Source organism: Cupriavidus sp. 22TCCZM04-2 (assembly GCF_057798895.1).
The window spans coordinates 202058-228107 of record NZ_JBYOJS010000009.1; the positions used below are offsets into that span (position 1 = coordinate 202058).

Sequence of the window (26050 nt, forward strand, 5' to 3'; positions counted from 1 at the left end):
CGCGCGCCTCAGCGCTGCGCCTGCTGCCAGCTTGCGTCCGAGACCTTGATCGGCTTCGGGATCAGCTTGAGCGAATGAAAGACATCGGCAATGCGCTGCTGCTCGGCGAGCACCTCGGCGTTCACCGGCCGCGCGCCATACGAGAACCGCGATACGGCCAGTTCCAGCACGGCAGGCTCCAGGCCGACCTCCCTGATCAGAACTGCTGACGCGTCCTTCGGGTTCTTCTCGGCCCACGCACCCAGCGATGCCAGTTCATCGAGCAACAGCCTTACGATCTCCGGCTTTGCCTCCGCATACGGGCGCGACGCCAGATAGAACTGATGGTTGCTGACCACGTTCTTGCCATCCGCGCCGCGGCCATCGGCCAGCACGCGCGCGCCGAGCTGCTTTTCGGCGGCAGCCAGGAACGGGTCCCAGATCACCCATGCGTCGACCGCGCCGCGTTCGAAGGCAGCGCGCGCGTCAGCCGGCGGCAAATAGACCGGCTGGATCTCGTTGTAAGGAATGCCAGCCTTCTCGAGCTGGCGCACCAGCAGGTAATGGACGTTCGAGCCCTTGTTCAGCGCCACGCGTTTGCCGCGCAGATCCGCCACGCTCTTGATGGCGGAGCCTTTGGGCACGACGATGGCTTCGGCAGTCGGCGCCGGCGGCTCGTTGCCGATATACGCGAGCTGTGCACCGGCGGCCTGCGCAAAGATCGGCGGCGCCTCGCCAACGGTGCCGAAATCGATCGCGCCGACATTGAGGCCTTCCAGCAGTTGCGGGCCGGCCGGGAACTCGGTCCACTTGACGGTGATTCCCTGCGGCGCAAGGCGCTTCTCCAGCGTGCCGCGCGCCTTCAGCAGCGTCAGCGTGCCGTACTTCTGGTAGCCGATGCGCAGCACCTTGGCATCGACGGTCTTCGACTGGGCTTCGGCACGGCCCGGCACCAGGCCATAGGCCACGCCGGTGGCGATCACGAGTGCAGCAATCAGGGCGCGGCGCCGACGCTGGTTCGCGATCTGCGGGTGGCGCGAAGTGGTTGCGGATTCGCCGGCAAGCGGCGACAAGGTCGACGATGTCATGGATTCTTTCCTGAGCCGGCACGCGTCCGGCAATCTGCCTGCATGGATGGATGGTCTTGGCCGGATCGTCGGCCGATGTGTGCAGCAACCCGGGCAACAACCCGCCCTGCCGGCCTGGTGCACAGGCGGCATGACAACAGGATTGCCGGTGAGGCCGGCCAGCGCTGACGCGCTAGTGGCCGGCCGGGCTACGGATCAGCTCAGGCAGGACATCGCTGCGCCACCGCGGCTTGCACGGCGCGCCGGGCCGGCGGGACCGGCACGAATTCAAGCGGGACGTCGATGCGCGCACGGGCCAGTGCCTCGCGCACGCGTAGCACGCCCTCTTCCAGGCGCAGAGCCAGCGCGGCGTCAAAGCGCGCGGGCTCGCTTCCGTCGATCTCGATCTGCTGGTCCACGGCAAAAATGCCGGGCAGGATATGGCGCGAACCGAGTGCCGACAGGACCGGACGCAGGGCATAGTCGATCGCCAGCGCATGCGCCAGGCTGCCGCCGGTGGCGATCGGCAGCACGACCTTGTCGCGCAGGCCGGTCTGCGGCAATAAATCGAGGAAGGCTTTCAGCAAGCCGCTGTACGCCGCCTTGTAGACCGGCGTGGCCAGCACCACCACTTGCGCCTCGGCGACGGCGCGCGCGGCGGCGGCAATGGCGGGATCATCGGCGCGCGCGGCCAGCAGAGGGCCGGCGGGCAGTCCGCGCAGGTCGATGTGGCGGGTGCCTTCGCCAACCGCTTCCAGCTCGCCGCGCAGGTGGGCCAGCAGGTGAGCGGAGCGCGATTGCGCCGAGGGACTGCCGGACAGGGTGAGGATGGACATCGGGGCTTCCTTCTTCGGGTTGGCGGGACGGTGCCGGATGCCCGGGACACCGGCCCCGGCCCGTCCGTCTCGGTGGATTACTTCTTGCCGGGCAGGTAGATCTGGTCGAACGAACCGCCATCGGCAAAGTGGGTCTTCTGCGCCGTCTGCCAGCCGCCGAACACTTCATCGATCGTGAACAGCTTGACCTTCGGGAAGTTCGCCGCGTACTTGGCGGCGATTTTCGGGGAGATCGGCCGGTAATAGTTCTTGGCCGCGATCTCCTGGCCTTCGTCGGTGTACAGGAACTGCAGGTAGGCCTCGGCCGCCTTGCGGGTGCCCTTCTTGTCCACCACCTTGTCGACCACGGCAACCGGCGGCTCGGCCAGGATGGACACCGACGGCGCGACGATGTCGAACTTGTCCGGTCCCAGCTCCTTGATCGCCAGGATCGCTTCGTTCTCCCAGGCGATCAGCACGTCGCCCAGGCCGCGCTCCACGAACGTGGTGGTGGCGCCGCGCGCGCCCGAATCGAGCACCGGCACGTGTTTGAGCAGCTCGCCGACGAAATCGCGCGCCTTGGCGTCATTGCCGCCCGGCTGGCGCAGCGCATAACCCCATGCCGCCAGGTAGTTCCAGCGCGCACCGCCGGAGGTCTTGGGGTTCGGCGTGATAACCTGCACGCCCGGCTTGACCAGATCGTTCCAGTCCTTGATGCCCTTGGGGTTGCCCTTGCGCACCAGGAACACGATGGTCGACGTGTAGGGCGAAGCGTTGTGCGGCAGGCGCTTTTGCCAGTCGGACTTGAGCAGGCCCTTCTCGGCAATGGCGTCGATGTCGTAGCCGAGCGCCAGCGTGACCACGTCGGCATCCAGCCCGTCGATCACCGAACGGGCCTGCTTGCCCGAGCCGCCGTGCGACTGGCGCACCGTCACGGCATCGCCGCCCTGCGCCTTCCATGCCTTGGCGAATGCGGCGTTCACGTCCACATACAGCTCGCGCGTCGGATCGTAGGAAACATTGAGCAGTGTGGTTGCCGTCGCTGTCTGCGCGGCGCCAAGGGCGGCCACTGCGGCCAGGCCGATGGCCAGCTTGCGAATCATCTAGTTGCTCCCGTCAGGTGTCGTGAATGGCGCTGGAGCGCCTCATTGGCTGCCCGCCGTGGCGGCTGGGCTTCTGTCAGGAGCAAGACTACCGAGCGGCCTATCTGAACGGAACGAATGCTTTCGCCGAACCTTGCGTGTTTTCCGCATAAGATCGGTCGGAAATATGCACATGCCTGCGCACGGCACCGATCCGGGCCCTGCCAGCGCCAGATGCAAGGACATTGCAGAGTGATTCTGTCGGGCGCGCATGGCGCAATGGACATGCGCCAGCTGTAGCACGGCGGCCCGAGCCGAAAACCGGATGCCCAAAAGAAAACGCCCGCACCGTGTTAGCGGTGCGGGCCAAGTTTCCATTTGGAAACGGGTAGACAAGTCATGAAGAGCGCCCCCGCATCTCCATGACGGTTCAGATATTAGCGGGCCGTTCCCATTGGCCAGTTGATGAAGATCAACCGCCCCACGATTGCGGACAAAAAATAAGGACCTCCTCAGAGGTCCTTATTGGATGCACACCGTCCGGTCGATTTAGTCGAGGTTGCGCCCAAACGTGAACTCGCCGTCCTCGTAGTCCACCGGCACCACGTCCTTGGCGGCGAACTTGCCTTCCAGGATGGCGCGCGCCACCGGGTTCTCGATCTGCTGCTGGATCGCCCGCTTGAGCGGACGCGCCCCGAACACCGGGTCATAACCCGCGCTCGCGATCTTCTCCAGCGCCAGCTCGCTGACCTCCAGCGTCATGTCCATGCGGGCCAGGCGGGCCTGCAGGCGTTGCAGCTGGATGCGCGCGATCGACTCGATATTCTTCTGGTCGAGCGCGTGGAACACCACGACCTCGTCGATCCGGTTCAGGAACTCCGGACGGAAATGCGTGCGCACTTCCTGCCAGACGGCGCCCTTCACCGCTTCCTGCGGCTCGCCCACCATCGACTGGATGATCTGCGAACCGAGGTTGGACGTCATCACGATCACCGTGTTCTTGAAGTCCACCGTGCGTCCCTGGCCGTCGGTCAGGCGGCCGTCGTCCAGTACCTGCAGCAGCACGTTGAAGACGTCCGGGTGGGCCTTCTCGACTTCATCGAGCAGCACCACGCTGTACGGCTTGCGGCGTACGGCCTCGGTCAGGTAGCCGCCTTCCTCGTAGCCGACATATCCGGGCGGCGCGCCGATCAGGCGGCTCACGCTGTGCTTCTCCATGAACTCGCTCATGTCGATGCGGATCAGGTGCTCTTCCGAGTCGAACAGGAATTCGGCCAGTGCCTTGCACAGTTCGGTCTTGCCGACGCCGGTCGGTCCCAGGAACAGGAACGAGCCATAGGGCTTGTTCTCGTCCGCCAGACCCGCTCGCGAACGGCGGATGGCATCGGACACCAGCCGCACGGCTTCGTCCTGGCCCACCACGCGGTTGTGCAGGCGGTCTTCCATCTTCAGCAGCTTCTCGCGCTCGCCCTGCATCATCTTCGACACCGGAATACCGGTCGCGCGGCTCACCACTTCGGCGATTTCCTCGGCGCCGACCTGCGTGCGCAGCAGCTTGTTGGGCTGCTTCTGCTCGCTGGCCTCGGCGTCGGTCGCAGCCTTGAGCTTGCCTTCCAGGCCCGGCAGCTTGCCGTACTGCAGCTCGGCCACCTTGTCGAGCTTGCCTTCGCGCTGCAGCTTGGCGATGTCCAGCTTGACCTTCTCGATCTCTTCCTTCAGCGCGGCCGTGCCCTGCGCGGCGCCCTTCTCGGCCTTCCAGATCTCGTCGAGGTCCGCGTACTCCTTCTCCAGGCGCGTGATCTCCTGCTCGATCAGGTCCAGGCGCTTGAGCGAGGCTTCGTCGGTCTCTTTCTTGACCGCTTCGCGCTCGATCTTGAGCTGGATGGTGCGGCGCTCGAGCTTGTCCATCGACTCCGGCTTGGAGTCGATTTCCATCTTGATGCGCGCACCGGCTTCGTCGATCAGGTCGATCGCCTTGTCGGGCAGGAAGCGGTCGGTGATATAGCGGTGCGACAGTTCCGCCGCGGCGACGATGGCCGGGTCGGTGATCTCCACGCCGTGGTGCAGCTCATACTTTTCCTGCAGCCCGCGCAGGATGGCGATGGTCGCTTCCACCGACGGCTCGTCCACCAGCACCTTCTGGAAGCGGCGCTCGAGCGCGGCATCCTTCTCGATGTACTTGCGGTATTCGTCCAGCGTGGTCGCGCCGATGCAGTGCAGCTCGCCGCGCGCCAGCGCCGGCTTGAGCATATTGCCCGCGTCGATCGCGCCTTCGGCCTTGCCCGCGCCGACCATGGTGTGGATCTCGTCGATGAAGACGATGGTCTGGCCCTCATCCTTGGCGACGTCGTTCAGCACCGCCTTCAGGCGTTCCTCGAACTCGCCGCGGTACTTGGCGCCTGCCAGCAGGCCGGCCATGTCGAGCACGAGCACGCGCTTGTTCTTCAGGGTCTCGGGCACTTCGCCGTTGACGATGCGCTGCGCCAGGCCTTCGACGATCGCGGTCTTGCCCACGCCCGGCTCGCCGATCAGCACAGGATTGTTCTTGGTGCGGCGCTGCAGGATCTGGATCGCGCGGCGGATTTCGTCGTCACGGCCGATCACCGGGTCGAGCTTGCCCAGGCGGGCGCGCTCGGTGAGGTCGATGGTGTACTTCTTGAGTGCCTCGCGCTGCGTTTCGGCGTCGGCGCTGTTGACGGTATCCCCGCCACGCACGGCCTGGATGGCCGCTTCCAGCGGCTTGCGGTTGAGCCCGTTCTCGCGCGCAATGCGGCCCGCGTCGCCCTTGTCTTCCGACACGGCTAGCAGGAACAGTTCGCTGGCGATGAACTGGTCGCCGCGCTTGATGGCTTCCTTCTCGGCGGCGTTGAGCAGGTTGACGAGGTCGCGGCCCACCTGGACCTCGCTCGTGCCCTGCACTTGCGGCAGGCGCTTGATGGCCGCGTCCAGCGCAGTCTGCAGCCCGTTCACATTCACGCCGGCACGCTGCAGCAGCGCCTTGGCGGCGCCGTCGTTCTGCGCGATCAGCGCGCGCAGCAGGTGCTGCGGTTCGATGTATTGGTTGTCATTGGCCAGTGCCAGGCTTTGCGCATCGGCGAGCGCTTCCTGGAACCGGGTAGTCAGTTTGTCAAGACGCATAGGATTCCCTCTCTCGGTGAGTGTCCTGATGCTAGGGAGCTCGCCCGGCCGGACACTGTATGTCTTACCGAAAGATAAGGCTTCGGCTTGACATTTCAAGACCACGCCGACGCGATCCTCGCACGATAAAAAGTGCAGAAATCGGTCTATGGCGCGAGCAGGCAGGTCAGTGGCCCAAGCGGCGGATACGCCACCGGGGCGCGGCTCGCCGACCCATCGGCGAGCCCATCCGGAACACGGATTAATCCGGTACCTGTACAGACCCGGTACTCGCGGTGATCTGGTTGCCGTTGTCCGGACTTGCCGAGATCGGCGGCACGTTGGCCGGCAGCAGCGTCGGCGCGGTGGTGGTATTGGTGGCGCCGCCGCGGGGGATCGTCCGCACCACCTGCGACGGCGGCAGCGCCTTGCCGGTCGTGAGGTTGTCATAGACCGCATCCAGCGCCCGGATCAGGTAGAGGTGCAGCGGCACGTAGCGGTTGCTGTAACCCGACACGGCGCCGATGAAGGCATCGAAATGCTGCGCGTTCTCGACCTCGATATACGACAGCTTGCTGGCTGCGCCTTCCTGCTGCCGGTTGAAGCCGAGATATGGCCGCGAGGTGTGATTGACCGGCAACAGGCCATCGCTGCGGCCGTGCACGATCAGCGCAGGCTTGCCACGCAGGTTGCCCGAACGCTGTATTTCGGACAGGCCCGACTGCAGCGCCAACGCCTGGGAACCGGTGCCAGTCAGCAAGTCCCGCAGGCATCTGGCTCCGTCGAAGTTGGCATCGGGCCGGTTGCTGGAGGCGGACACCGACTGGCCATTCAGGAACGGGCCATGCTGCAGGTCGCGGTCATTGATCAGTTGCACCGTACTGGTCGGCGGTACGCCGTTGCCGGTCGAGAACATCGATGCCAGCGCCGCGGGCGCGATCGCCGCCGGCTTGAAGTCGGTCAGCGTGGCGGCGAAGCTGTAGCCGCACAGCCGGTCGGTCACGCTGGCCCGGGCGTAGGAATTGGCATAGGTCACGGCAATCGAGGCCGCCGTGTCGAAGAGGGCCAGCGACGGATGCAGCGCATCCGATTCCGGCTCCCAGCCAGAATCGTGCAGCGTTTGCAGCGCGCTTGCCGCCTGGTCGCTGACCGTGGTGCCGGAGATCAAGTTGTTGTCGACCAGTGATTGGCACCGGGCGATGTAGAACTGGTTGGTCGCAAACGCCGGCGCATTGACCAGCGAGGTCGCCTGCGACGCGCATAGCTGCAGCAGGTTGGCCGTGGTGATGTAGTCATACAGCAGGCGCCCCGATGCATTGACCTGCCTGCCGCCACGCTTGACCAGGATGTTGGCATTCGGCGGCAGGTTCAGGTTGGGCTCGGCCACGGCCACGCCGTCAATCATGCCGGTGGCGTCCTGCTCGGCCGCCGCGATCGCCGCCCCGCCACCGTTGGAGACACTGGAGGCGATCACCAGGATCGCGTTCTTGCCCAGGGTCCGCTGGCGCACGCCATTTCGGGCGACCAGGCCAAAGCGGTCATTGATCGCCCAAATGCCGAAATCGATGGCCTGCAACGTGAACTTGCCCCAGTCCTTCTCCGGGTTGCGCTGCGAATGGGCATGCTTGAAGGCCAGGCGATGCGGTGCCTGCGTCGTGAAATCGGCCAGCGACAGGATGCCCGGCCTGGCCGCGAACTGTGCGTTGCTGCCGGCGGCGCTGCGCGTCGCGCGCGTGCCGTCGATCAGCGGCACGGTGTCCGTATCGAGGTCGTGCGGTGCGGCGCCAGTGCCCTTGTCGGTATAAGCGACGGCGCAGCCGCGCTTCAGGCCCCACTCGCCCACGGAAATCGCGCCATATACGCCACGCGAACCCGACGAAGTCGCGGTAATCATGCAAGGCTTGCTGAGATTGAACGTGTTCGGGATCTGCACCAGCATCGTCACGTTCTCCTGCCCGCTGCCGTCGTCGGAGAAGGCCAGGTATTCGACGCCGGCGATCCTGCCCTGCCCGGTCGTGACATTGCCCTGCGCATCGACATTGGGCCCGTAGAACGTACCGAAGCCCCCGCCGGCGGTGGTGTCCACGATCGCGCGGTAGTTTGTGTAGATCGCGTAGCGGCGCAGCTCGGCCGCGGTTGGCGCGTTGGGGCTGGCGGGCACCGGCGCCGTGGCGCTTGCCAACCCATCCTTGCCAAGGCCGGCGGTCAGCAAGTCGTCCGTGATGCCGTCATAGGCCTTGATCGTCACCGTGCCGATATTGGCCGGCTTGATATTGGGGTTGGTGTTGCCGTCGCCGCTGTCGCTGCCGCCACAGGCCGCGGACAGCAATGCCGCGGCCGCAGCAAAAGCCATCTTGCCGCGGCGATGAAAGTTGTCATGCTGCATGGGACCCTCCTGGTTTGCTGACTATCCGCTCATGCCGAGAAGACTTCCGAACTGCAAACTGCCGGGCCACCCGCCGCCTTCCCGGGCCCGGGAAGCGTGCGCGCAGCATGTGTTGTTCGACCTTGCCGGTCGGCGTGCATGGCGCGGTTCAGGGCGCGACTGCAACCCGAGCCACAGCAGCCGCTGCCGGCAACACACCGGTCATGGTAGCGAATATGGCCGACGGCACTGTGCAGACTGTGCGGAAGACCACGGTAAGAACGCCCTCACCGCGCCTGCAAGCCGCGCGTGATCATGTCGAAGGCGGCATCGACCACTTTGTCCATCGAGGCCGGCCGCTTCCACAGTGCGTAGCGCATGCCAAGGAAATTGCTGATGCCGATCAAGCACCAGGCGCGCACCTCGGCGTCGCCCGGGCACACCTCGCCCTGCTCGGCCGCGCGGCTCAGGCGCCGGCTGTACAGGTCCGCAAAGACCTGGAAGTAGCCGCTATAGATGGTCTCGTCCACCGAATACGAGTCGAGCACGATCCGGTAGAGATTCTTGTGTCGGGAAACAAAAGACAGGAAAGCCTTCAGTCCGAGCCGTTCGGCGTCCAGCTGGCTGGTGGCCGATGCCAGGTGGTTGCGCAGGTGGGCGCGCAACAACTCCAGCATGTGGTGGACCAGCGCGCGGAAGATGTCTTCCTTGTCCTTGAAGTACAGGTAGAAGGTGCCCATGGCGACCTTGGCTTCCTGCGTGATCTCGGAAATCGATGCGACGTAGTAGCCTTTCTCGCCGAACACCTTTTCGGCGGCACGCAGCAGCGATTCGCGGGTCTTCTGCCCGCGCGCTGTCTTGGGCGGGCAGATGCCGGAGTCAGTCCTGCCCGATTCGGTCTGGGACATCGTGTCTCCACTGTGGCGCTCGGGCGCCCTCTGTGTGCGTTACCAGCGTCCCGCGACCTGCCCCGCCGTCCGGCCTCCTCTGCCCGGTGCGGCACCGCGAAACGTGAGGGCTGATTCACGTTTCATCGTATAGACCGCCGGCGGCCGATGTCAATGCATGGCTTTCCCGTACCATGCGGCACCCGCGCCGCGCCCGCCTGCGGTCAGGCCAAAAAGCGGTAAGTCCACAAACCCAGCCCGGCCAGCAGCAGCGAGCCACCCAGATGGCTGGCCACATGCAGCAGCGCCCAACCGTAGTCGCCCGACATGAGGTTGGCCAGCGCCTCGCTGGAAAACGTGGAAAACGTGGTCAGGCCGCCAAGGAAGCCCGTAATGGCCAGCAGGCGCCATTCGGCCGGCAGCCCCGGATGGGAATCGAAGAAACCGACGGCCACGCCGATCAGGTAGCCGCCGAGCAGGTTCGCGGCCAGGGTGCCGTAGGGCAAGGCGGGATTGAGGGCGTTCCAGATGACCGAGAACCCCCAGCGCAGCCATGCGCCGATCGCCGCGCCAATGCCGACCGCCACGAACCCCAGCGGGCCCATCAGTTGCCGCCGTCGCTGCCGGCCTCGGCGCCGCTGGCGTTGATGGACGGGATCCCCCAACGCTTCAGGGCCGCCTCGTCGGTCACGCGGGCATCGACCCAGCGCGCGCCTTCCGGCGTTTCTTCCTTTTTCCAGAACGGTGCTTCGGACTTGAGGTAGTCCATGATGAATTCGCATGCCGCGAATGCGTTGCCGCGGTGCGCGGACGCCACGGCCACCATCACGATCTGGTCGAGCGGCAGCAGCGGCCCGACGCGGTGGATGATGGTCACGCCCAACAGTTCCCAACGCGTGCAGGCAGCGGCCTCGATCTGCGCCAACGCCTTCTCGGTCATGCCCGGATAGTGCTCAAGCTCCATCGCGCTGACCGCGCTGCCCTCGCTCACATCGCGCACGGTGCCGATGAAGCTTGCCACCGCCCCAACGCCGGGCCGGCCGGCCCGCAGGGCGGCGACTTCTGCGCCGAGGTCAAAATCTTCGCGCTGTACCCTGACGGTCATATCAGCCTCCGGTTACCGGCGGGAAAAAGGCCACTTCGCAGCCATCGGCAATGGCCGTATCGGCTCGGGCCACGGCGTGGTCGACGGCCATGCGCAGTGCGCGGCCTTCTGCCAGCGCCTCGGCCCAGGCTCCGCCGCGCGTGCGCAGCCACTGGCGGACCTCGCCCACCGTGCGCACATCGGCGGGGATTTCCGTGCGCTCAGCGGCAACGCCGACCTGTTCACGCACGCTGGCAAAAAAACGTAGTTCGATGTTCATCACGACTTCTTGCACCGTCCGCACCGCCCGCTATGCCAGCAGGCCGTCGAACGGAATGAACTGCACGGTATCGCCGTGCGCGATTGCCCGGTCGGGCGGGTTGTCGATCAGGCCGTCGCCCCACACCGTGGAGGTCAGCACGCCCGAGCTTTGATTCGGGAACAGGTCCAGGCCGCCATTGGCATTGATGCGCGCGCGCAGGAACTCGTTGCGGCGATCGCCCTTCTTCAACTCGAAGTCCGCGCGCAGCGGCAGGCGCCGCGGCGTCACGTCGGCCACGCCCTGCAGGCGCAGGATGAAGGGCCGCACAAATAGCAGGAAGGTGACGAAGCTCGATACCGGGTTGCCCGGCAGGCCGAGGAAAAACGCCGGATCGCTGCCGTCGTTGCCGACCTGCCCGAACGCCAGCGGCTTGCCCGGCTTGATGGCGATCTGCCACATGTCGAGGCGCCCTTCGGCTTCCACTGCGGGCTTGATGTGGTCTTCGTCGCCGACCGAGACGCCGCCCGACGTAATGATCAGGTCATGGCCCTGTGCGGCCTTGCGCAGCGTCTCCCGCGTGGCGGCCAGCGTGTCCGGCACGATGCCCAGGTCGCTGACTTCGCAGCCCAGGTTTTCCAGCAGGCCACGCAGCGTGAAGCGGTTCGAGTTGTAGATCGCCCCGGGCTTGAGCGGTTCGCCCGGCATGGCCAGTTCGTCGCCCGTGAAGAACACCGCGACACGCACGCGCCGCACCACGTCCAGGCGTGCCTGGCCCACCGAGGCGGCCAGTCCCAGCGCCTGCGGCGTAAGCCGCGTGCCGGCAGGCAGGATGACGCTGCCGGCCTCGATATCCTCGCCGGCCCTGCGGATCCATTCGCCCGATTGCGGCACGTGGTTGACGATCACGTCGTTGCCATCCGCCACGCATTGCTCCTGCATCACCACGGCATCGGCCCCGGGCGGGATCAACCCGCCGGTGAAGATGCGCGCGGCGGTGCCGGGCGCCAGGTCGGTGCCGACATGGCCGGCCGGAATGCGCTGCGACACCGGCAGGCGCGTTCCCGCGGCAGGCACATCGGCGGCGCGCATCGCGTAGCCGTCCATCGAGGTGTTGTCGGCGGGAGGTACCTGCAGGGAACTGGTGACCGGAGCAGCCAGCACGCGGCCGTTGGCGGCCAGGGTGTCGACGTGTTCAACCTGGGCCAGCGGACGGGCGGCGGCCAGCAGGGCGTCGAGCGCCTGGGCCATGGTCAGCATCGGGGGGCGGGAAGACGCTGCAGCTTGGGTCATGATGGGATGTGTGGGTTCGGAGCGCCCATGAAAAACGGCCCGCGCATTGCGTCGCACAGCGTCTATCGACGGGTGCGGGCAATGCGGGGGCCGGGTCTGGGCCACGGCTAGCCTGATTGTAGCGAGTTGACGCCGCCAAGGCATGCGGCGGCGCCGCAGCCACCCGGAGGCGCCCGCGCTTACAGGCCGGTGTGACCGGCGATAAAGGCCTTGATCTGGCCGACGTCGTTGGCCATGACCTCGAAGCGCTGCGGCAGCTTCTCGATGCCTTCGAACGCAGCCGGACGCTCGGGCTCGTGGCCCAGGGCCTCGCGGATGGTGTCCGCGAACTTGGCCGGCAGCGCGGTTTCCAGCACTACCATCGGCACGCCGGCGCTGAGATGCTCGCGCGCCACCTTGATGCCGTCGGCGGTGTGGGTATCGATGGTGATGCCGTAGCGGGCCGACATGTCACGGATGGTCGCCACGCGATCGTCGTGCGTGCTGCGGCCCGAGAAAAAGCCGAATTCGCCGCGGATGCGCTCGAATTCCGGAGTGCCGGACAAGTCGAAGCCGCCCTTCTCTTCCACGTCGCGGAACAGCGCCGACAGCTTGCCGGCGTCCTGGCCGAGCAGGTCGAAGATGAAGCGCTCGAAGTTCGACGCCTTCGAGATATCCATGCTCGGGCTGGACGTATGGTAGGTCTCGGCCGACTTGCGCACGCGGTACGCGCCGGTGCGGAAAAACTCGTCGAGCACGTCGTTCTCGTTGGTGGCCACCACCAGCTTGTCGATCGGCAGGCCCATCATGCGCGCGATATGGCCGGCGCAGACGTTGCCGAAGTTGCCCGACGGCACGCAGAACGACACCTTCTGGCCCGGGCCCGAGGTCGCGAGCAGCCAGCCCTTGAAGTAGTACACCACCTGGGCCACTACACGCGCCCAGTTGATCGAGTTGACCGTGCCGATGCGCTGGCGGGCCTTGTAGTCCAGATCGTTCGAAACCGCCTTGACGATGTCCTGGCAGTCGTCGAACACGCCGTCCACCGCCAGGTTGAAGATGTTCGGGTCCTGCAGGCTGAACATCTGCGCGGTCTGGAACGCGCTCATCTTGCGGTGCGGGCTGAGCATGAACACGCGGATCCCGCGCTTGCCGCGCATCGCGTATTCGGCAGCACTGCCGGTATCTCCCGAGGTGGCGCCGAGGATGTTCAGCTCCAGCCCGGCGCGGCCCAGCGCGTACTCGAACATATTGCCCAGCAGCTGCATGGCCATGTCCTTGAAGGCCAGCGTCGGGCCGTTGGACAAGCCCAGCAATTGGAGATTGGTGCCGCCTTCTTCGCCAAGCGTGCGCAGGGGCGTTATGTCGGCGGTGTTGTCACCGGCGCGCGCGTTGCGGTACACCTCGGCGGTGTAGGTCTTGCGCGTCAGCGCGCGCAGGTCCTCGGCCGGGATGTCATCGCAGAACTTGCTCAGGATCTCGAACGCAAGATCGGCATACGAGAGCTTGCGCCAGGCTTCCAGCTCGTCGGCGGTGACCTGCGGATACTGCACGGGCAGGTACAGGCCGCCGTCCGGCGCCAGGCCGCCCAGCAGGATTTCGGAGAACGTTTGCGGCACTTCATGGCCGCGGGTCGACTGGTATTTCATGGGTCCGGAATATCCTGCCGCTCAGTTCAGTTCTTCCATGCGCAGGCGCGTGACCGCCGACAGCACGGTCGGCAGCGACTCGATCTTCGCCATGGCGGTATTGACCTGCTTCTCGCGGGTCACGTGCGTCAGGATGATGATGTCGGTCTGCGGCTCCCCCTCGCGCGATTCCTTCTGCAGCATGGCGTCGATGGAGATGCCCGCCTCGGCCAGGATGCGCGTGATCTCGGCCAGCACGCCGGTCTCGTCCGCCACGCGCATGCGCAGGTAGTAGGCGCTGTTGATTTCCTCGATCGGCAGCACCGGCACATTCGACAGCTCGTCCGGCTGGAACGCCAGGTGCGGCACGCGGTGGCCCGGATCGGCAGTGTGCAGGCGGGTCACGTCGACCAGGTCGGCAATCACGGCCGAAGCGGTCGGCTCGGCGCCGGCGCCCTTGCCGTAGTACAGCGTGGCACCCACGGCGTCGCCCTGCACCAGCACGGCGTTCATCGCGCCTTCCACGTTGGCGATCAGGCGCGAGGCCGGCACCAGCGTCGGATGCACGCGCAGTTCCACGCCGTCGTCGCGGCGGCGCGTGATGCCCAGCAGCTTGATGCGGTAGCCCAGTTCCTCGGCGTACTTGATGTCGGTCGCGGCCAGCTTGGTGATGCCTTCCACGTGGGCCTTGTCGAACTGCACCGGCATGCCAAAGGCGATCGCGCTCATCAGCGTGACCTTGTGCGCGGCATCGACGCCTTCGATGTCGAAGGTCGGGTCAGCCTCGGCATAGCCGAGCTGCTGCGCTTCCTTCAGGACCGTGTCGAAATCCAGGCCCTTGTCGCGCATTTCGGACAGGATGAAGTTGGTGGTGCCGTTGATGATGCCGGCGATCCACTGGATGCGGTTGGCGGTCAGGCCTTCGCGCAGCGCCTTGATGATGGGGATGCCGCCGGCCACGGCCGCTTCGAACGCGACGATCACACCCTTGCGGCGCGCGGCTTCGAAGATCTCGTTGCCGTGCACGGCCAGCAGCGCCTTGTTGGCGGTGACCACGTGCTTGCCGTTCTCGATGGCCTTGAGCACCAGCTCGCGCGCGATGCCATAGCCGCCGATCAGCTCGACCACGATGTCGATGTCCGGGCGGGTCACCACCACGTTGGCGTCGTTGACGATCTCGACTTCGCCGTTGGTCAGCTCGCGTGCGCGCTCGGTGTTGAGATCTGCCACCAGGGCGATCTCGATGCCGCGGCCGGCGCGGCGGCGAATTTCTTCCTGGTTGCGCTTGAGCACGTTGAACGTGCCGCTACCGACGGTACCGATGCCGAGCAGGCCAACTTTGATGGGGTTCATGGACAATCTGACTCTAGGTTGCTAAGGATGAGATGCAGCGGCCGCCCGATCAGGCAGCCACCTTGCCGTGGCGTTTTCGGTACGCCTCCAGGAAGCGCGCGATGCGGTTGATCGCCTCGCGCAGGTCTTCCTCGTGCGGCAGGAATACGATCCGGAAATGGTCCGGCTTGTCCCAGTTGAAGCCGGAGCCCTGCACCAGCAGCACCTTGGACTCCTGCAGCAGTTCATAGATGAACTCCTGGTCGTCCTGCACCGGGTACATCGACAGGTCCAGCTTCGGGAACAGGTACAGCGCGGCCTTGGGCTTGACGCAGGTGACGCCCGGAATCGCCGTGATCAGCTCGTACGCCAGGTCGCGCTGGCGGCGCAGGCGGCCGCCTTCTGCCACCAGGTCGTTGATGCTCTGGTAGCCGCCCAGCGCGGTCTGGATGGCCCACTGCCCCGGCACGTTGGCGCACAGGCGCATCGAGGACAGCATGTTAAGGCCCTCGATATAGTCCAGCGCCGGGCGCTTGTCGCCAGACACCACCATCCAGCCAGCCCGGTAGCCGCACGAGCGGTAGTTCTTGGACAGGCCGTTGAACGTGACCGTCAGCACGTCGGTCGACAGCGAGGCGATCGAGGTATGGACGTTGCCGTCGTACAGGACCTTGTCGTAGATCTCGTCGGCGAAGATGATGAGCCCATGCTCGCGCGCGATCGCGACGATCTCCAGCAGCAGTTCGTCCGAATACAGCGCGCCGGTCGGGTTGTTCGGGTTGATGATGACGATGCCCTTGGTGTGGGGCGTGATGCGGGCGCGGATATCGTCCGGGTCAGGCATCCACTCGTTGGACTCGTCGCAGATATAGTGGACCGGCGTGCCGCCCGACAGGCTCACCGCGGCGGTCCACAGCGGGTAGTCCGGCGCCGGCACCAGGACTTCGTCGCCGCTGTTGAGCAGCGCGTTGACCGCCATCACGATCAGTTCGGAGGCGCCGTTGCCCACGTAGATGTCTTCCAGGCCGACGCCCTGGATATTCTTCTGCTGGGTGTAGTGCATGATCGCCTTGCGCGCGGCGAAAATGCCCTTCGAATCCGAGTATCCCGCCGAATTCGGCAGGTTGCGCATCATGTCCTGCTGGATTTCCTCCGGCGCATCGAAACCGAATACGGCCAGGTTGCCGATATTCAGCTTGATGATCTTGTGCCCCTCTTCCTCCATCTGCTTGGCCTTTTCCAGCACCGGGCCGCGGATGTCATAGCAAACGTTATTGAGTTTGTTGGATTTCTGGATGGGTTTCACGGCGATGTCGGCGGAGGCGAAAACTGCCGCGTCGGCGGCAGCGAACATGGGGATCCGGATGGAGTTTGGGTGCGCCGTCCGTTGCGGTGCAATGCTGTCGTGCCGTGAACGTGGCAGACACGGAGGCAAAAGCTATAATTTATCGGATTATGACAGACTTCGGCAGCAATTCTTGCATTGCAGCGTGCCCCGGCCCCCGGCGAAACCCGCCGCCGCCGGCGCCTGCATCACTGCCGCCAACCCGCTGCCTGCCCGCGCTGCCGGCCATCCGCCCCGGGCGGAACGCCACGGCGCCGGCCAGACAGCCTTCGGGGCCCCCAATTGAAACTTCACGCCGACCAGCCGCAGGCGCTCAATACCGTCACCGCCTATGGGCCGGACTACATTGAAATCAACCTGATACGTCACACGCATTCCATCCTGGTGCTTCCTGAGGGCGAGATCCGTCCGTGGCCGGTGGACCGCTTCGAAGACCTCGAACCCGCTCACTTCGAGGCGCTGGCGGCACTGGCGCCCGAGGTCGTGCTGCTGGGAACGGGTTCTCGCCTGCGCTTTCCGCACCCGCGGCTGACGGCCTCCCTGGCCCGCAAGCATGTCGGGGTGGATGCCATGGACATGCAGGCCGCATGCCGCACCTACAATATCCTGATGGCCGAAGGCCGCAAGGTGGCCGCCGTGCTGCTGCTGGAACCCGAAGCCGCAGGCCGCTGAGCCGTCATTGGCCGGACTGGAAAAGTTGAGAAGGCGCCACGCTTGAAGTCCGCGCGCGCGCCCCAATCTGCTCCCCTCGTGACGCAGGCGCGCTACCCGCGCGGCCTTCGTGCGGACCCTCGCAGCCTCTCCGATACTGCCCCTCCCCTGGAGCCACAACAATGACAGTCAGTCTCAACAAGGCCGTACCAGACTTCAGCGCGCCGGTCACCGGCGACGGCGGCACCTTCCGCTTGTCCGAGCAGCGCGGCAAGACCGTGGTGCTGTACTTCTACCCGAAGGACAACACCCCCGGCTGCACCACCGAGGCCATGAACTTCCGCGACCAGCACGACGACTTCGTCAAGGCCGGCGTAGCCGTGTTCGGCATCTCGCGCGACAGCCTGCGCTCGCACGAGAATTTCAAGGCGAAGCTCGAGTTGCCGTTCGAACTGATTTCGGACCCGGACGAGGCGGTCTGCAATCTTTTCGATGTCATGAAAATGAAAAAGCTTTATGGCAAGGAGCACCGCGGCGTCGAGCGCAGTACTTTCATCGTCGACGGCAAGGGCATCCTGCGCCACGAGCTGCGCGGCATCAAGGTGCCCAACCACGTGGACGAGGTGCTGGAGATCGTTCGCGGCCTCTGACACGCATGCGCATGGCCACCATCCAACGAGGTGGCGAGACGGGCCCGTTTGGCATCGCCGCGACACCGCACTTTCTCCGCATGAGTGGCAATTGCCAAACCCAAAACCTTCGGATACATTGGCTCGTAATGAGTTCAGATTCCGGATGCCACGCTGATTCGACTTCCTGGCCCAGGCGGTTCGCGCCGCAGGCCGGTGGCGGATCTGCCGTGTCGCAGGTCCGCATGCAAGCCGCCAAACCTGTATCGCAGGAATGGCGGCTTTTTTGTTTATCCGATGCCCCGGGTGCCTCGCGCGTGCATGCTCCGGTGGCTGTTGGCATTTTCCTTGCGAAATGCCGCACGGATAGTTCCGCCCCCATCTTGTCCCCCTGAAAGGAAAGCCAAGCATGCCGCTGCCCACCATGCCCGCCAAGCCTGCCCAATTGCTGGATCCGAGCGAGTTTGCTCCGGTCTCCGCGGTGCCCAAGGCCAAAGCCGTCGCACAGCAGAAGAAACCTGTGTCGGCACTCGAGCGCGTGGCATTGCTGGAAACCGGTGAAACCGGCGCGCCCGCCGTCAAGGCGCGCGCCGCCGCCGGTACCCGCGCCCGCTCGACCCCAGCGCCAACCTTGCCGGAAACGCCGGTCGCCACGGCCCCGGTCAGCCTGGTCAAACCCGCGGCCGGCCCGACGCGCCGCGCACGCAAGTCGGAAGGCCCGAGCAAGCTGTTCGTGCTCGACACCAACGTGCTGATGCACGACCCGAGTTCCCTGTTCCGCTTCGAAGAGCACGACGTCTATCTGCCCATGATGACGCTCGAGGAACTGGACAACCACAAGAAGGGCATGAGCGAAGTCGCGCGCAACGCGCGCACGGTCAGCCGCACGCTCGATTCGCTGGTAAGCGACACCGGCGGCGTGCTCGACGAGGGCCTGCCGCTGGCCAAGCTCGGCAACCGCGACGCGCAGGGCAAGCTATTCTTCCAGACCCGGCTCAACGACATCAAGCTGCCCGAAGGCCTGCCGCAGGGCAAGGCCGACAACCAGATCCTGGGCGTGGTCAGCGCGCTGCAGCAGCAGTACCCGGAGCGCCAGGTCGTGCTGGTGTCGAAAGACATCAACATGCGCATCAAGGCGCGTGCGCTGGGACTGCCGGCCGAGGACTATTACAACGACCAGGTCCTGGAAGACAAGGACCTGCTCTACGCCGGCGTGATGCAACTGCCCGGCGACTTCTGGGCCAAGCACGGCAAGGGCGTCGAGAGCTGGCAGGATCCGAAGACCGGCGCGATGTTCTATCGCCTGACCGGTCCGCTGGTGCCCTCCTTCCTGGTCAACCAGTTCGTCTATCTCGAACCCGTGGATGGCAGCCTGCCGCTCTATGCGCAGGTCAAGGAGATCAACGGCAAGACCGCGCTGCTGCAGACGCTCAAGGACTACACGCACCACAAGAACAACGTGTGGAGCGTGACCGCCCGCAACCGCGAGCAGAATTTCGCGCTCAACCTGCTGATGAACCCGGACATCGACTTCGTCACGCTGCTCGGCCAGGCCGGTACCGGCAAGACGCTGCTGGCGCTGGCGGCGGGCCTGGAGCAGGTGCTGGACCAGAAGCTGTACAACGAGATCATCGTCACCCGCGCCACCGTACCGGTCGGCGAGGACATCGGTTTCCTGCCCGGCACCGAGGAAGAGAAGATGCAGCCGTGGATGGGCGCGTTCGACGACAACCTCGAAGTCCTGCAGAAAAGCGATGACAGCGCGGGCGAATGGGGCCGCGCGGCAACGCAGGAGCTGATCCGCTCGCGCATCAAGGTCAAGAGCATGAACTTCATGCGCGGCCGCACCTTCGTCAACAAGTTCGTCATCATCGATGAAGCGCAGAACCTGACGCCGAAGCAGATGAAGACGCTGGTCACGCGCGCGGGCCCGGGTACCAAGATCATCTGCCTGGGCAATATCGCGCAGATCGATACGCCGTACCTGACCGAAGGTTCGTCGGGCCTGACCTACGTGGTCGATCGTTTCAAGGGCTGGAGCCATAGCGGCCATATCACCCTTGCGCGCGGCGAGCGCTCGCGGCTAGCCGACCACGCCGGCGACGTGCTGTAAGGCGTGCCGCCGGGCTGCCCCCGCAGCGAGGCCGGCGGCCAGAATCCGCGCCCCGGCCCGTGCCGCGGGCGCTTTTTTTTGTTCGCGATGAGATCGCTCGACAGGAGGCATCGATGAGTCATCAGCAATCGCCGGGCCAGCATCGCCCCACCGCGCTATGCACGCGCGCCGTGTGTCCCCGATGGGACCGCAAGCGCATGCTGGCGCTCGTCGCACTGACCGCGGCGGCCATGGCTCTGGCCACCGCCTGGCGGCCAGCGCGGGCGGCCGACCCCATGGTGATCCGCACCATGGGCCCGGTGAGCTATGTCTGCGGCGGCGTTGCCGACGACGAACGCGCGGCGCTGGCCGGCCTGGAAAAGAACTTCAACATGGGTATCCTGTTCACACAGGGCAACAATGGGGAGTTCCTCTCGGACGTCGCCGTGCGGCTGTTGCGCGACGAGCAGGAGGTCGCGGCCTTCCGTGCCGCCGGCCCACGCTGCCTCATACGTGCGCCCGAAGGCAGCTACAATATCGAGGCCAGTTACAAGGGCCAGACCAAGACCATCAGGATCGGCACCGGAAGCCGCGACGCTCAGTTGCGCTGGTAGCGAAAATCCGGGGTCGGGGCTGGCGACCGACCCAGACAGGATGCCTTCGCGCCAATCCCTTGCCCTTCGGGCCATCCGGCTGCGCCTGCCCGCGGTTCCCATCGCGGCACGGCTGCCGCTGGTTTGTGCCGCCGCCCTGCTGCTGGCGGCCTGCGCCGGCACCCCGTCCCGCCATGCCAATCTGCCCCGTGCGCCGGGCAAGCCGATGATCGACCCGAGCGCCGGGCTCGAAGAAATCTCCATCCAGGCCATGTCACTGGTCGGCACGCCTTACCGCTACGGCGGCAACACGCCTGACAGCGGCTTCGATTGCAGTGGCCTGGTGCGATACGTGGTTGCGCGCGCCGCCAACGTCAACCTGCCGCGCACCACCGAAGCCATGGGTACGCGCGGCTCCGCTCTGGACCGCAGCGAGGTCGCATCGGGTGACCTGGTCTTCTTCAACACCACGGGCCGCGCCAACTCCCATGTCGGCATCTACGTCGGCCAGAACCGCTTCGTGCACGCGCCATCCACCGGCGGCACCGTGCGCCTTGAGGACATGGGCAAGTCTTACTGGGCATCCCGGTACAACGGCGCGCGACGCGTGGTGGCGGCGGTCAACCAGCCGCTGCCGGCCCCGGCAGCGAGCCCGGTACCGGCTCCCGTACCGACGCCGGCAATGCCGCCCGAATCCGCGCCGCCGGTCGACGACGACCCGATCGCCGCCTTCGCCAACAAATAGGGCGCCATGAATGACAAAAAGCCAGGCACTTGCCTGGCTCTTTGTCATGACCGGAGGAACCGCCGCATCTTACAGGATATGGCGGCCGATCCACCACGCAATCGCGGACATGAACGCGGAAGCGGGAATCGTCAGCACCCACGCCCAGACGATATTGCCGGCCACGCCCCAGCGCACCGCCGACATCTTCCGCGCGGAGCCCACACCGACGATGGCACCAGTGATGGTGTGCGTGGTCGACACCGGCACGCCCAGCGCCGATGCGATGAACAGCGTAATGGCGCCGCCGGTCTCGGCACAGAAGCCGCCGACCGGCTTCAGCTTGGTGATCTTCTGGCCCATGGTGCGCACAATGCGCCAACCGCCGAACAGCGTACCCATGCCGATGGCCACATAGCAGCTTACGATCACCCAGATCGGAGGCTCGCCGCCAGCGGCGACATGGCCGCTCGCGATCAGCAGCATCCAGATGATGCCGATGGTCTTCTGCGCATCATTACCACCGTGGCCCAGGCTGTAGAGCGAGGCCGATGCCAGCTGCAGCCGGCGGAACCAGCGGTCCACGCGCGACGGCGGCGTGCGAAAGAACGTCCAGCCCACGATCACCATCATCAGCGAACCCAGGATCAGGCCCAGCAGCGGCGAGACCACGATGAACACCACCGTTTTCAGCAAGCCGTTGCCCACCAGCGCGCCGGTGCCCGCCTTGGCCACCGCTGCGCCGACCAGGCCGCCGATGAGTGCATGCGAGGACGACGACGGAATGCCGTAGTACCACGTGATCGCATTCCAGGCGATGGCCCCGACCAGCGCACCGAATATCACGTAGTGGTCAACGATATTGACGTCTACGGTGCCGGTACCCACGGTGGCTGCCACCTTCAGGTGGAAGATGAAGATCGCGACGACGTTGCACATCGCTGCCATCGCCACCGCGTGGTGAGGCTTGAGCACGCCCGTGGAGACCACTGTGGCGATCGAGTTCGCCGCGTCGTGGAAGCCGTTCATGAAGTCGAACAGCAGCGCGAGCGCCACCAGCAGGCCGATCACCCACAGGCTCATTTGAATGGTATGCATGCCGATTCCGCTCAGGCGTTTTCCAGGACGATGCCTTCAATGATGTTGGCCACGTCCTCGCACTTGTCGGTAATCGTTTCGAGCTGCTCGTAGATGGCCTTCAGCTTGATCAGGCGCTTGACGTCGGTCTCGTCGCGGAACAGCTTGGACATGGCCGAGCGCATCACGCGGTCGGCTTCCGATTCGAGCTGGTCGATCTGCTGGGCCGTCTTCAGGATGGTGCTGGCATTGCCCATGTCCTCGAGCAGGCCCACCGCGATCTTGACCTGGTCGCAGCACTGCACGCAGATGGCCGCCAGGCGCAGCGCCTCGTCGGTAAGGCTGGTCACGTCGTACAGCGAGATGGTCTCGGCCACGTCTTCCATCAGGTCCAGGATGTCGTCCATGGTCGTGATGAGCTTGTGGATCTCGTCGCGGTCCAGCGGCGTGATGAAGGTCTTGTGCAGCAGGTCGATGGTGTCGTGCGTGATCCGGTCGGCCTTCTTTTCGGTCGCCTGGACCCGGCGGGCATGCGCCTCGGCATTGGGCAAGTCATTGACCAGGGTCTGCAGTTCGTGGGCGGCGGTCACCGCGCAGTCGGCATGCTGGTTGAAGTATTCGAAGAACTTGCCCTCTGTGGGCATGAATCGGCCGAACATGGAATGTTCCTTGTCGCAGCGCAGTACGCCGCTTGGTTTGTTGCTGGAGGTTGCGCAATGCATCGCGCGACAGCGGCATTTCCGGCCACCGTCATCAAAGCGCAATATTTTACAGGGTTGTTGCAGCAATGCCTGCCGATATGTCGCAAACGAGACGCTCGGTTGCCGGCAGGCTTGACTTCAGTTGTCGTTGTCGAAGAAGGCCGGGCCGCCGCTGAAGTTATCGAACTTCGTGAACTGCCCCAGGAAGGTCAGGCGCACCGTGCCGATCGGGCCGTTACGCTGCTTGCCGATGATGATTTCGGCCGTACCCTTGTCCTGGGAGTCCTGGTTGTAGACTTCGTCGCGGTAAATGAACAGGATCACGTCGGCATCCTGTTCGATAGCGCCCGATTCACGCAGGTCGGACATCACCGGGCGCTTGTTCGGACGCTGTTCCAGGCTTCGGTTCAGCTGCGACAACGCGATGACCGGGCAGTTCAGTTCCTTCGCCAGACCCTTGAGCGAACGGGAGATTTCCGAAATTTCGGTCGCCCGGTTTTCGCCGCCGCCGGAGCCGGACATCAGCTGCAGGTAGTCGATGATGATCAGGCCGAGCTGCCCGCATTGGCGCGCCAGCCGGCGCGAGCGTGCACGCAGCTCCATCGGGTTGAGCGCCGGCGTCTCGTCAATGAAGAGCTGCGCGTCGTTCATGCGCTGGATCGCATGGGTCAGGCGCGGCCAGTCTTCGTCGAGCAGCCGGCCGGTACGCAGCCGGTGCTGGTCCAGGCGGCCGACCGAACCCAGCATACGCATGGCCAGCTGGGTGCCCGCCATTTCCATAGAGAACACCGCGACCGGCAGCCCCTGCTCCACGGCCACGTGTTCGCCGATGTTCAGCGAGAATGCCGTCTTACCCATCGACGGACGACCCGCCACGATGATCAGGTCACCGGCCTGCATGCCACTGGTCATCTTGTCGAGGTCGATGAAGCCGGTCGGCACGCCGGTCACGTCGGTGGTCGAATCGCGGTGGTACAGCTCGTCGATACGTTCCACCACCTGCGTCAGCAGTGGCTGGATTTCCTGGAAGCCCTTCTGCCCGCGCGAACCTTCTTCGGCAATAGCGAAGACCTTCGATTCGGCCGCATCCAGCAATTCGCGGACTTCACGCCCCTGCGGAGCGAACGCCGACGACGCGATATCGTCCGCCACGGTAACCAGCTTGCGCAGCACCGAGCGTTCGCGCACGATCTCCGCGTAGCGGCGGATGTTGGCAGCGCTGGGCGTGTTCTGCGCGAGCGAGTTCAGGTAGGCCAGGCCGCCTACCTCCTCGGCCTTTCCAGCCACCTGCAGCATTTCGAAGACGGTGATGACGTCGGCGGGCTTGGTCGCCGAGATCAGCTTCGCAATGTTCTGGAAGATCAGCCGGTGGTCGAAGCGGTAGAAGTCCGCTTCGGAGATGAAATCGGCAATGCGGTCCCAGGCGGAATTGTCCAGCAACAAGCCACCAAGCACCGATTGCTCGGCCTCGATCGAATGCGGCGGTACCTTGAGACTTTCAAGTTGGGGGTCGGCGACGGGCGCGTTCATGGGGTGAGATTATACCGGCGGGTGGACGCTGCCCGACTGACATTTGAGCGGCAACAATTTGACATCAGGCCTTGACAGCGCCGGGTGTGCAGCAAAACGGGCGGCCATGCAGCCGGTACTGCAGACAAAGAAAAAGGCAGGAGCCATGCTCCTGCCTTTTCGCTTGCATGTGCCGGATGGACCGGCACGGCAAGGTCGTGCTTAGACTTGCTCGCCCACGACGGCAACGGTCACGTCGACCACCACGTCGGTGTGCAGGGCAACGCTGACCGGGTGGTCGCCCACCGTCTTCAGCGGGCCGTTCGGCAGACGAACCTGAGCCTTTTCCAGCTTGAAGCCTTGGTTGCCCAGGGCCACAGCGATGTCGGCGTTGGTCACGGAACCAAACAGACGGCCATCCACACCCGACTTCTGCGAGATCTGAACGGTCTGGCCGTTCAGCTTCTCACCTTCGGCTTGCGCGGCGGCCAGCTTCTCGGCGGCGGCCTTTTCCAGCTCGGCGCGCTTCACTTCGAATTCCTGGATCGCGGTTTGCGTGGCGCGACGGGCCTTCTTGCTCGGGATCAGGAAGTTACGGGCGTAACCATCCTTCACCTTGACGATGTCACCCAGGTTGCCCAGGTTGATCACTTTTTCCAGCAGAATAATTTGCATCGTGTTCTCTCCTTTACGGACCTATGGCCTGGACTATCAGTTCTTGTGCAGGTCGGTGTACGGCATCAGCGCCAGGAAACGCGCGCGCTTGATGGCCGTATCCAGCTGACGCTGATAGTGAGCCTTGGTGCCGGTCAGGCGAGCCGGCGTGATCTTGCCGTTGTCGCCGATGAAGTCCTTCAGGGTGTCCAGATCCTTGTAGTCGATCTGTTCCACGCCAGCCACGGTGAAGCGGCAGAAGCGCTTGCGCTTGAACAGCGGGTTCTGTTGCTGGAAGCGCTTCTTGTTCTTGTCGTTACGTTTGATGAATGCCACGATTCAATCCTTTACGAATGCTTTACATCCAGTGATGTGAAAGACGAGGGCCTTGCTGTTGCGGTGCTTGCGGGTCAGGAATCCTTCGCAATCGAGCAGCGTGCCGAGCGGCAACCGCTCCAAACGCTGGCCAACTGGCCCGATCCCCATCGCTGCAATGGCAAACTCGACCTGCCTCGGCGTTTCCGCCTCGATTGCCGCGCCGCTGTACTGCAAGATGCAGTTCACGACGGGCACGCCGGCCGGGGTGTACCTGAGGGCATCGCGTTCCGCCAGGGTGGCGGCTAGCCGAAGCTGATTCAACGCGTCGCCCCTTGCAGTGTGTTGCCCACGCTGTCGTGATCAGGCTTGCCAGCCACGACAGGCACCGCAATCCGCATTCAGGCAGCCTGGCCTTCGGTGGTCGTTTGCGCGGCCTTGCGGGCTTCTTCGCGCTGCACTTCCTTCATCATCGGCGAAGGAGCGGTTTCGGCCTTCTTGGTCTGCACGATCAGATGGCGCAGCACGGCGTCATTGAACTTGAAGGCGTGTTCCAGCTCGACCAGGGTATCCTTGCCGCACTCGATGTTGACGCAAACGTAGTGAGCCTTTGCCAGCTTCTGGATCATGTAAGCCATCTGGCGACGGCCCCAGTCTTCCACGCGGTGAATCTGGCCGCCTTGCGACGTCACGAGCGACTTGTAACGCTCGATCATGGCCGGCACTTGCTCGCTCTGGTCCGGGTGGACGATGAATACGATTTCGTAATGACGCATTGACGCTCCTTTTGGATAAGCCACCCGGGCGTCACGTCCGGTGCGGCAAGGTTGAATAGCCTTAAAGTATAGCCCGGCTATTGACAATCACGCAACC

The 26050-nt window shown here is 64.9% G+C and carries 25 protein-coding genes; 5 read left to right on the forward strand and 20 right to left on the reverse strand.

The genetic code is table 11. From position 1 onward, the window contains the following. Nucleotides 1-8: 8 nt before the first annotated feature. From AC3FKG_RS15830 to AC3FKG_RS15890, 13 genes are all read right to left on the reverse strand, one after another. Nucleotides 9-1067, reverse strand: coding sequence for a sulfonate ABC transporter substrate-binding protein (locus AC3FKG_RS15830; protein WP_488743510.1), 1059 nt, complete (start codon nucleotides 1065-1067; stop codon nucleotides 9-11). A 200-nt stretch (nucleotides 1068-1267) separates the two neighbouring features. Continuing rightward, nucleotides 1268-1882: an NADPH-dependent FMN reductase gene (gene ssuE / locus AC3FKG_RS15835; RefSeq protein ID WP_488743511.1), complete on the reverse strand. Its 615-nt coding sequence runs from the start codon at nucleotides 1880-1882 to the stop codon at nucleotides 1268-1270. A gap of 77 nt (nucleotides 1883-1959) precedes the next feature. After that, nucleotides 1960-2964 (reverse strand): sulfate ABC transporter substrate-binding protein, encoded by a 1005-nt coding sequence (locus tag AC3FKG_RS15840; protein WP_483708352.1) that lies wholly within the window; start codon nucleotides 2962-2964, stop codon nucleotides 1960-1962. Nucleotides 2965-3492: 528 nt separating this feature from the next. After that, nucleotides 3493-6081 (reverse strand): ATP-dependent chaperone ClpB, encoded by a 2589-nt coding sequence (gene clpB, locus AC3FKG_RS15845; RefSeq protein WP_488743512.1) that lies wholly within the window; start codon nucleotides 6079-6081, stop codon nucleotides 3493-3495. Nucleotides 6082-6322: 241 nt separating this feature from the next. Further along, nucleotides 6323-8446, reverse strand: a complete 2124-nt coding sequence (locus AC3FKG_RS15850; protein ID WP_488743513.1) for a D-(-)-3-hydroxybutyrate oligomer hydrolase — start codon at nucleotides 8444-8446, stop codon at nucleotides 6323-6325. Between the two features lie 266 nt (nucleotides 8447-8712). Next, nucleotides 8713-9333: a TetR/AcrR family transcriptional regulator gene (locus AC3FKG_RS15855; RefSeq protein WP_483708355.1), complete on the reverse strand. Its 621-nt coding sequence runs from the start codon at nucleotides 9331-9333 to the stop codon at nucleotides 8713-8715. A 203-nt stretch (nucleotides 9334-9536) separates the two neighbouring features. Continuing rightward, complete coding sequence (gene crcB / locus AC3FKG_RS15860) at nucleotides 9537-9917, reverse strand: fluoride efflux transporter CrcB (RefSeq protein WP_488743514.1); 381 nt, start codon at nucleotides 9915-9917, stop codon at nucleotides 9537-9539. Then, entirely contained in the window at nucleotides 9917-10417 is a 501-nt protein-coding gene (gene moaE, locus AC3FKG_RS15865) for a molybdopterin synthase catalytic subunit MoaE (protein ID WP_483708357.1), read from the reverse strand. The genes crcB and moaE overlap by 1 nt, the downstream gene beginning before the upstream one ends. A 1-nt stretch (nucleotide 10418) precedes the next feature. Beyond that, complete coding sequence (moaD, locus tag AC3FKG_RS15870) at nucleotides 10419-10676, reverse strand: molybdopterin converting factor subunit 1 (RefSeq protein WP_488743515.1); 258 nt, start codon at nucleotides 10674-10676, stop codon at nucleotides 10419-10421. 30 nt (nucleotides 10677-10706) lie between these two features. Next, a complete protein-coding gene (locus tag AC3FKG_RS15875) occupies nucleotides 10707-11948 on the reverse strand; it encodes a molybdopterin molybdotransferase MoeA (RefSeq protein ID WP_488743516.1) in 1242 nt (413 codons plus the stop codon). 179 nt (nucleotides 11949-12127) lie between these two features. Continuing rightward, nucleotides 12128-13576, reverse strand: coding sequence for a threonine synthase (gene thrC, locus AC3FKG_RS15880; RefSeq protein WP_488743517.1), 1449 nt, complete (start codon nucleotides 13574-13576; stop codon nucleotides 12128-12130). Between the two features lie 21 nt (nucleotides 13577-13597). Further along, the gene (locus AC3FKG_RS15885) at nucleotides 13598-14908 is read right to left on the reverse strand and encodes a homoserine dehydrogenase (RefSeq protein ID WP_483708361.1); all 1311 of its coding nucleotides are present in this window, start codon (nucleotides 14906-14908) and stop codon (nucleotides 13598-13600) included. Between the two features lie 49 nt (nucleotides 14909-14957). After that, on the reverse strand, nucleotides 14958-16241 hold the full coding sequence (locus tag AC3FKG_RS15890) for a pyridoxal phosphate-dependent aminotransferase (RefSeq protein WP_483708362.1): 1284 nt from the start codon (nucleotides 16239-16241) through the stop codon (nucleotides 14958-14960). Between the two features lie 273 nt (nucleotides 16242-16514). Here AC3FKG_RS15890 and AC3FKG_RS15895 point away from each other — a divergent pair, with 273 nt between their 5' ends. The 5 genes from AC3FKG_RS15895 (at nucleotide 16515) to AC3FKG_RS15915 (ending at nucleotide 20942) form a co-directional block, all read left to right on the forward strand. After that, nucleotides 16515-16904 carry an Mth938-like domain-containing protein gene (locus tag AC3FKG_RS15895; protein WP_483708363.1) on the forward strand — a complete coding sequence of 130 codons (390 nt, stop codon included), beginning with the start codon at nucleotides 16515-16517 and terminating at the stop codon, nucleotides 16902-16904. Between the two features lie 161 nt (nucleotides 16905-17065). Beyond that, nucleotides 17066-17533 (forward strand): peroxiredoxin, encoded by a 468-nt coding sequence (locus AC3FKG_RS15900; RefSeq protein WP_483708365.1) that lies wholly within the window; start codon nucleotides 17066-17068, stop codon nucleotides 17531-17533. 388 nt (nucleotides 17534-17921) lie between these two features. Beyond that, nucleotides 17922-19625, forward strand: a complete 1704-nt coding sequence (locus AC3FKG_RS15905; protein WP_483708366.1) for a PhoH family protein — start codon at nucleotides 17922-17924, stop codon at nucleotides 19623-19625. A 197-nt stretch (nucleotides 19626-19822) separates the two neighbouring features. After that, nucleotides 19823-20218 (forward strand): hypothetical protein, encoded by a 396-nt coding sequence (locus tag AC3FKG_RS15910; protein WP_483711500.1) that lies wholly within the window; start codon nucleotides 19823-19825, stop codon nucleotides 20216-20218. A gap of 40 nt (nucleotides 20219-20258) precedes the next feature. Continuing rightward, complete coding sequence (locus AC3FKG_RS15915) at nucleotides 20259-20942, forward strand: C40 family peptidase (protein WP_488743518.1); 684 nt, start codon at nucleotides 20259-20261, stop codon at nucleotides 20940-20942. A 69-nt stretch (nucleotides 20943-21011) separates the two neighbouring features. Here the strand turns inward: AC3FKG_RS15915 and AC3FKG_RS15920 are convergent, their stop codons facing one another. From AC3FKG_RS15920 to rpsF, 7 genes are all read right to left on the reverse strand, one after another. Beyond that, complete coding sequence (locus AC3FKG_RS15920) at nucleotides 21012-22019, reverse strand: anion permease (RefSeq protein ID WP_483708368.1); 1008 nt, start codon at nucleotides 22017-22019, stop codon at nucleotides 21012-21014. An 11-nt stretch (nucleotides 22020-22030) separates the two neighbouring features. Further along, a complete protein-coding gene (locus AC3FKG_RS15925; RefSeq protein WP_011298163.1) occupies nucleotides 22031-22657 on the reverse strand; it encodes a DUF47 domain-containing protein in 627 nt (208 codons plus the stop codon). A gap of 180 nt (nucleotides 22658-22837) precedes the next feature. After that, nucleotides 22838-24229 carry a replicative DNA helicase gene (locus AC3FKG_RS15930; RefSeq protein WP_483708369.1) on the reverse strand — a complete coding sequence of 464 codons (1392 nt, stop codon included), beginning with the start codon at nucleotides 24227-24229 and terminating at the stop codon, nucleotides 22838-22840. 201 nt (nucleotides 24230-24430) lie between these two features. Beyond that, nucleotides 24431-24883, reverse strand: coding sequence for a 50S ribosomal protein L9 (gene rplI / locus AC3FKG_RS15935; RefSeq protein ID WP_483708370.1), 453 nt, complete (start codon nucleotides 24881-24883; stop codon nucleotides 24431-24433). A gap of 36 nt (nucleotides 24884-24919) precedes the next feature. Next, the gene (gene rpsR / locus AC3FKG_RS15940; protein WP_483708371.1) at nucleotides 24920-25198 is read right to left on the reverse strand and encodes a 30S ribosomal protein S18; all 279 of its coding nucleotides are present in this window, start codon (nucleotides 25196-25198) and stop codon (nucleotides 24920-24922) included. A gap of 3 nt (nucleotides 25199-25201) precedes the next feature. After that, nucleotides 25202-25501, reverse strand: a complete 300-nt coding sequence (priB, locus tag AC3FKG_RS15945) for a primosomal replication protein N (protein ID WP_483708372.1) — start codon at nucleotides 25499-25501, stop codon at nucleotides 25202-25204. A 77-nt stretch (nucleotides 25502-25578) separates the two neighbouring features. Next, nucleotides 25579-25953 (reverse strand): 30S ribosomal protein S6, encoded by a 375-nt coding sequence (gene rpsF, locus AC3FKG_RS15950; RefSeq protein ID WP_483708373.1) that lies wholly within the window; start codon nucleotides 25951-25953, stop codon nucleotides 25579-25581. Between the last annotated feature and the right edge of the window lie 97 nt (nucleotides 25954-26050).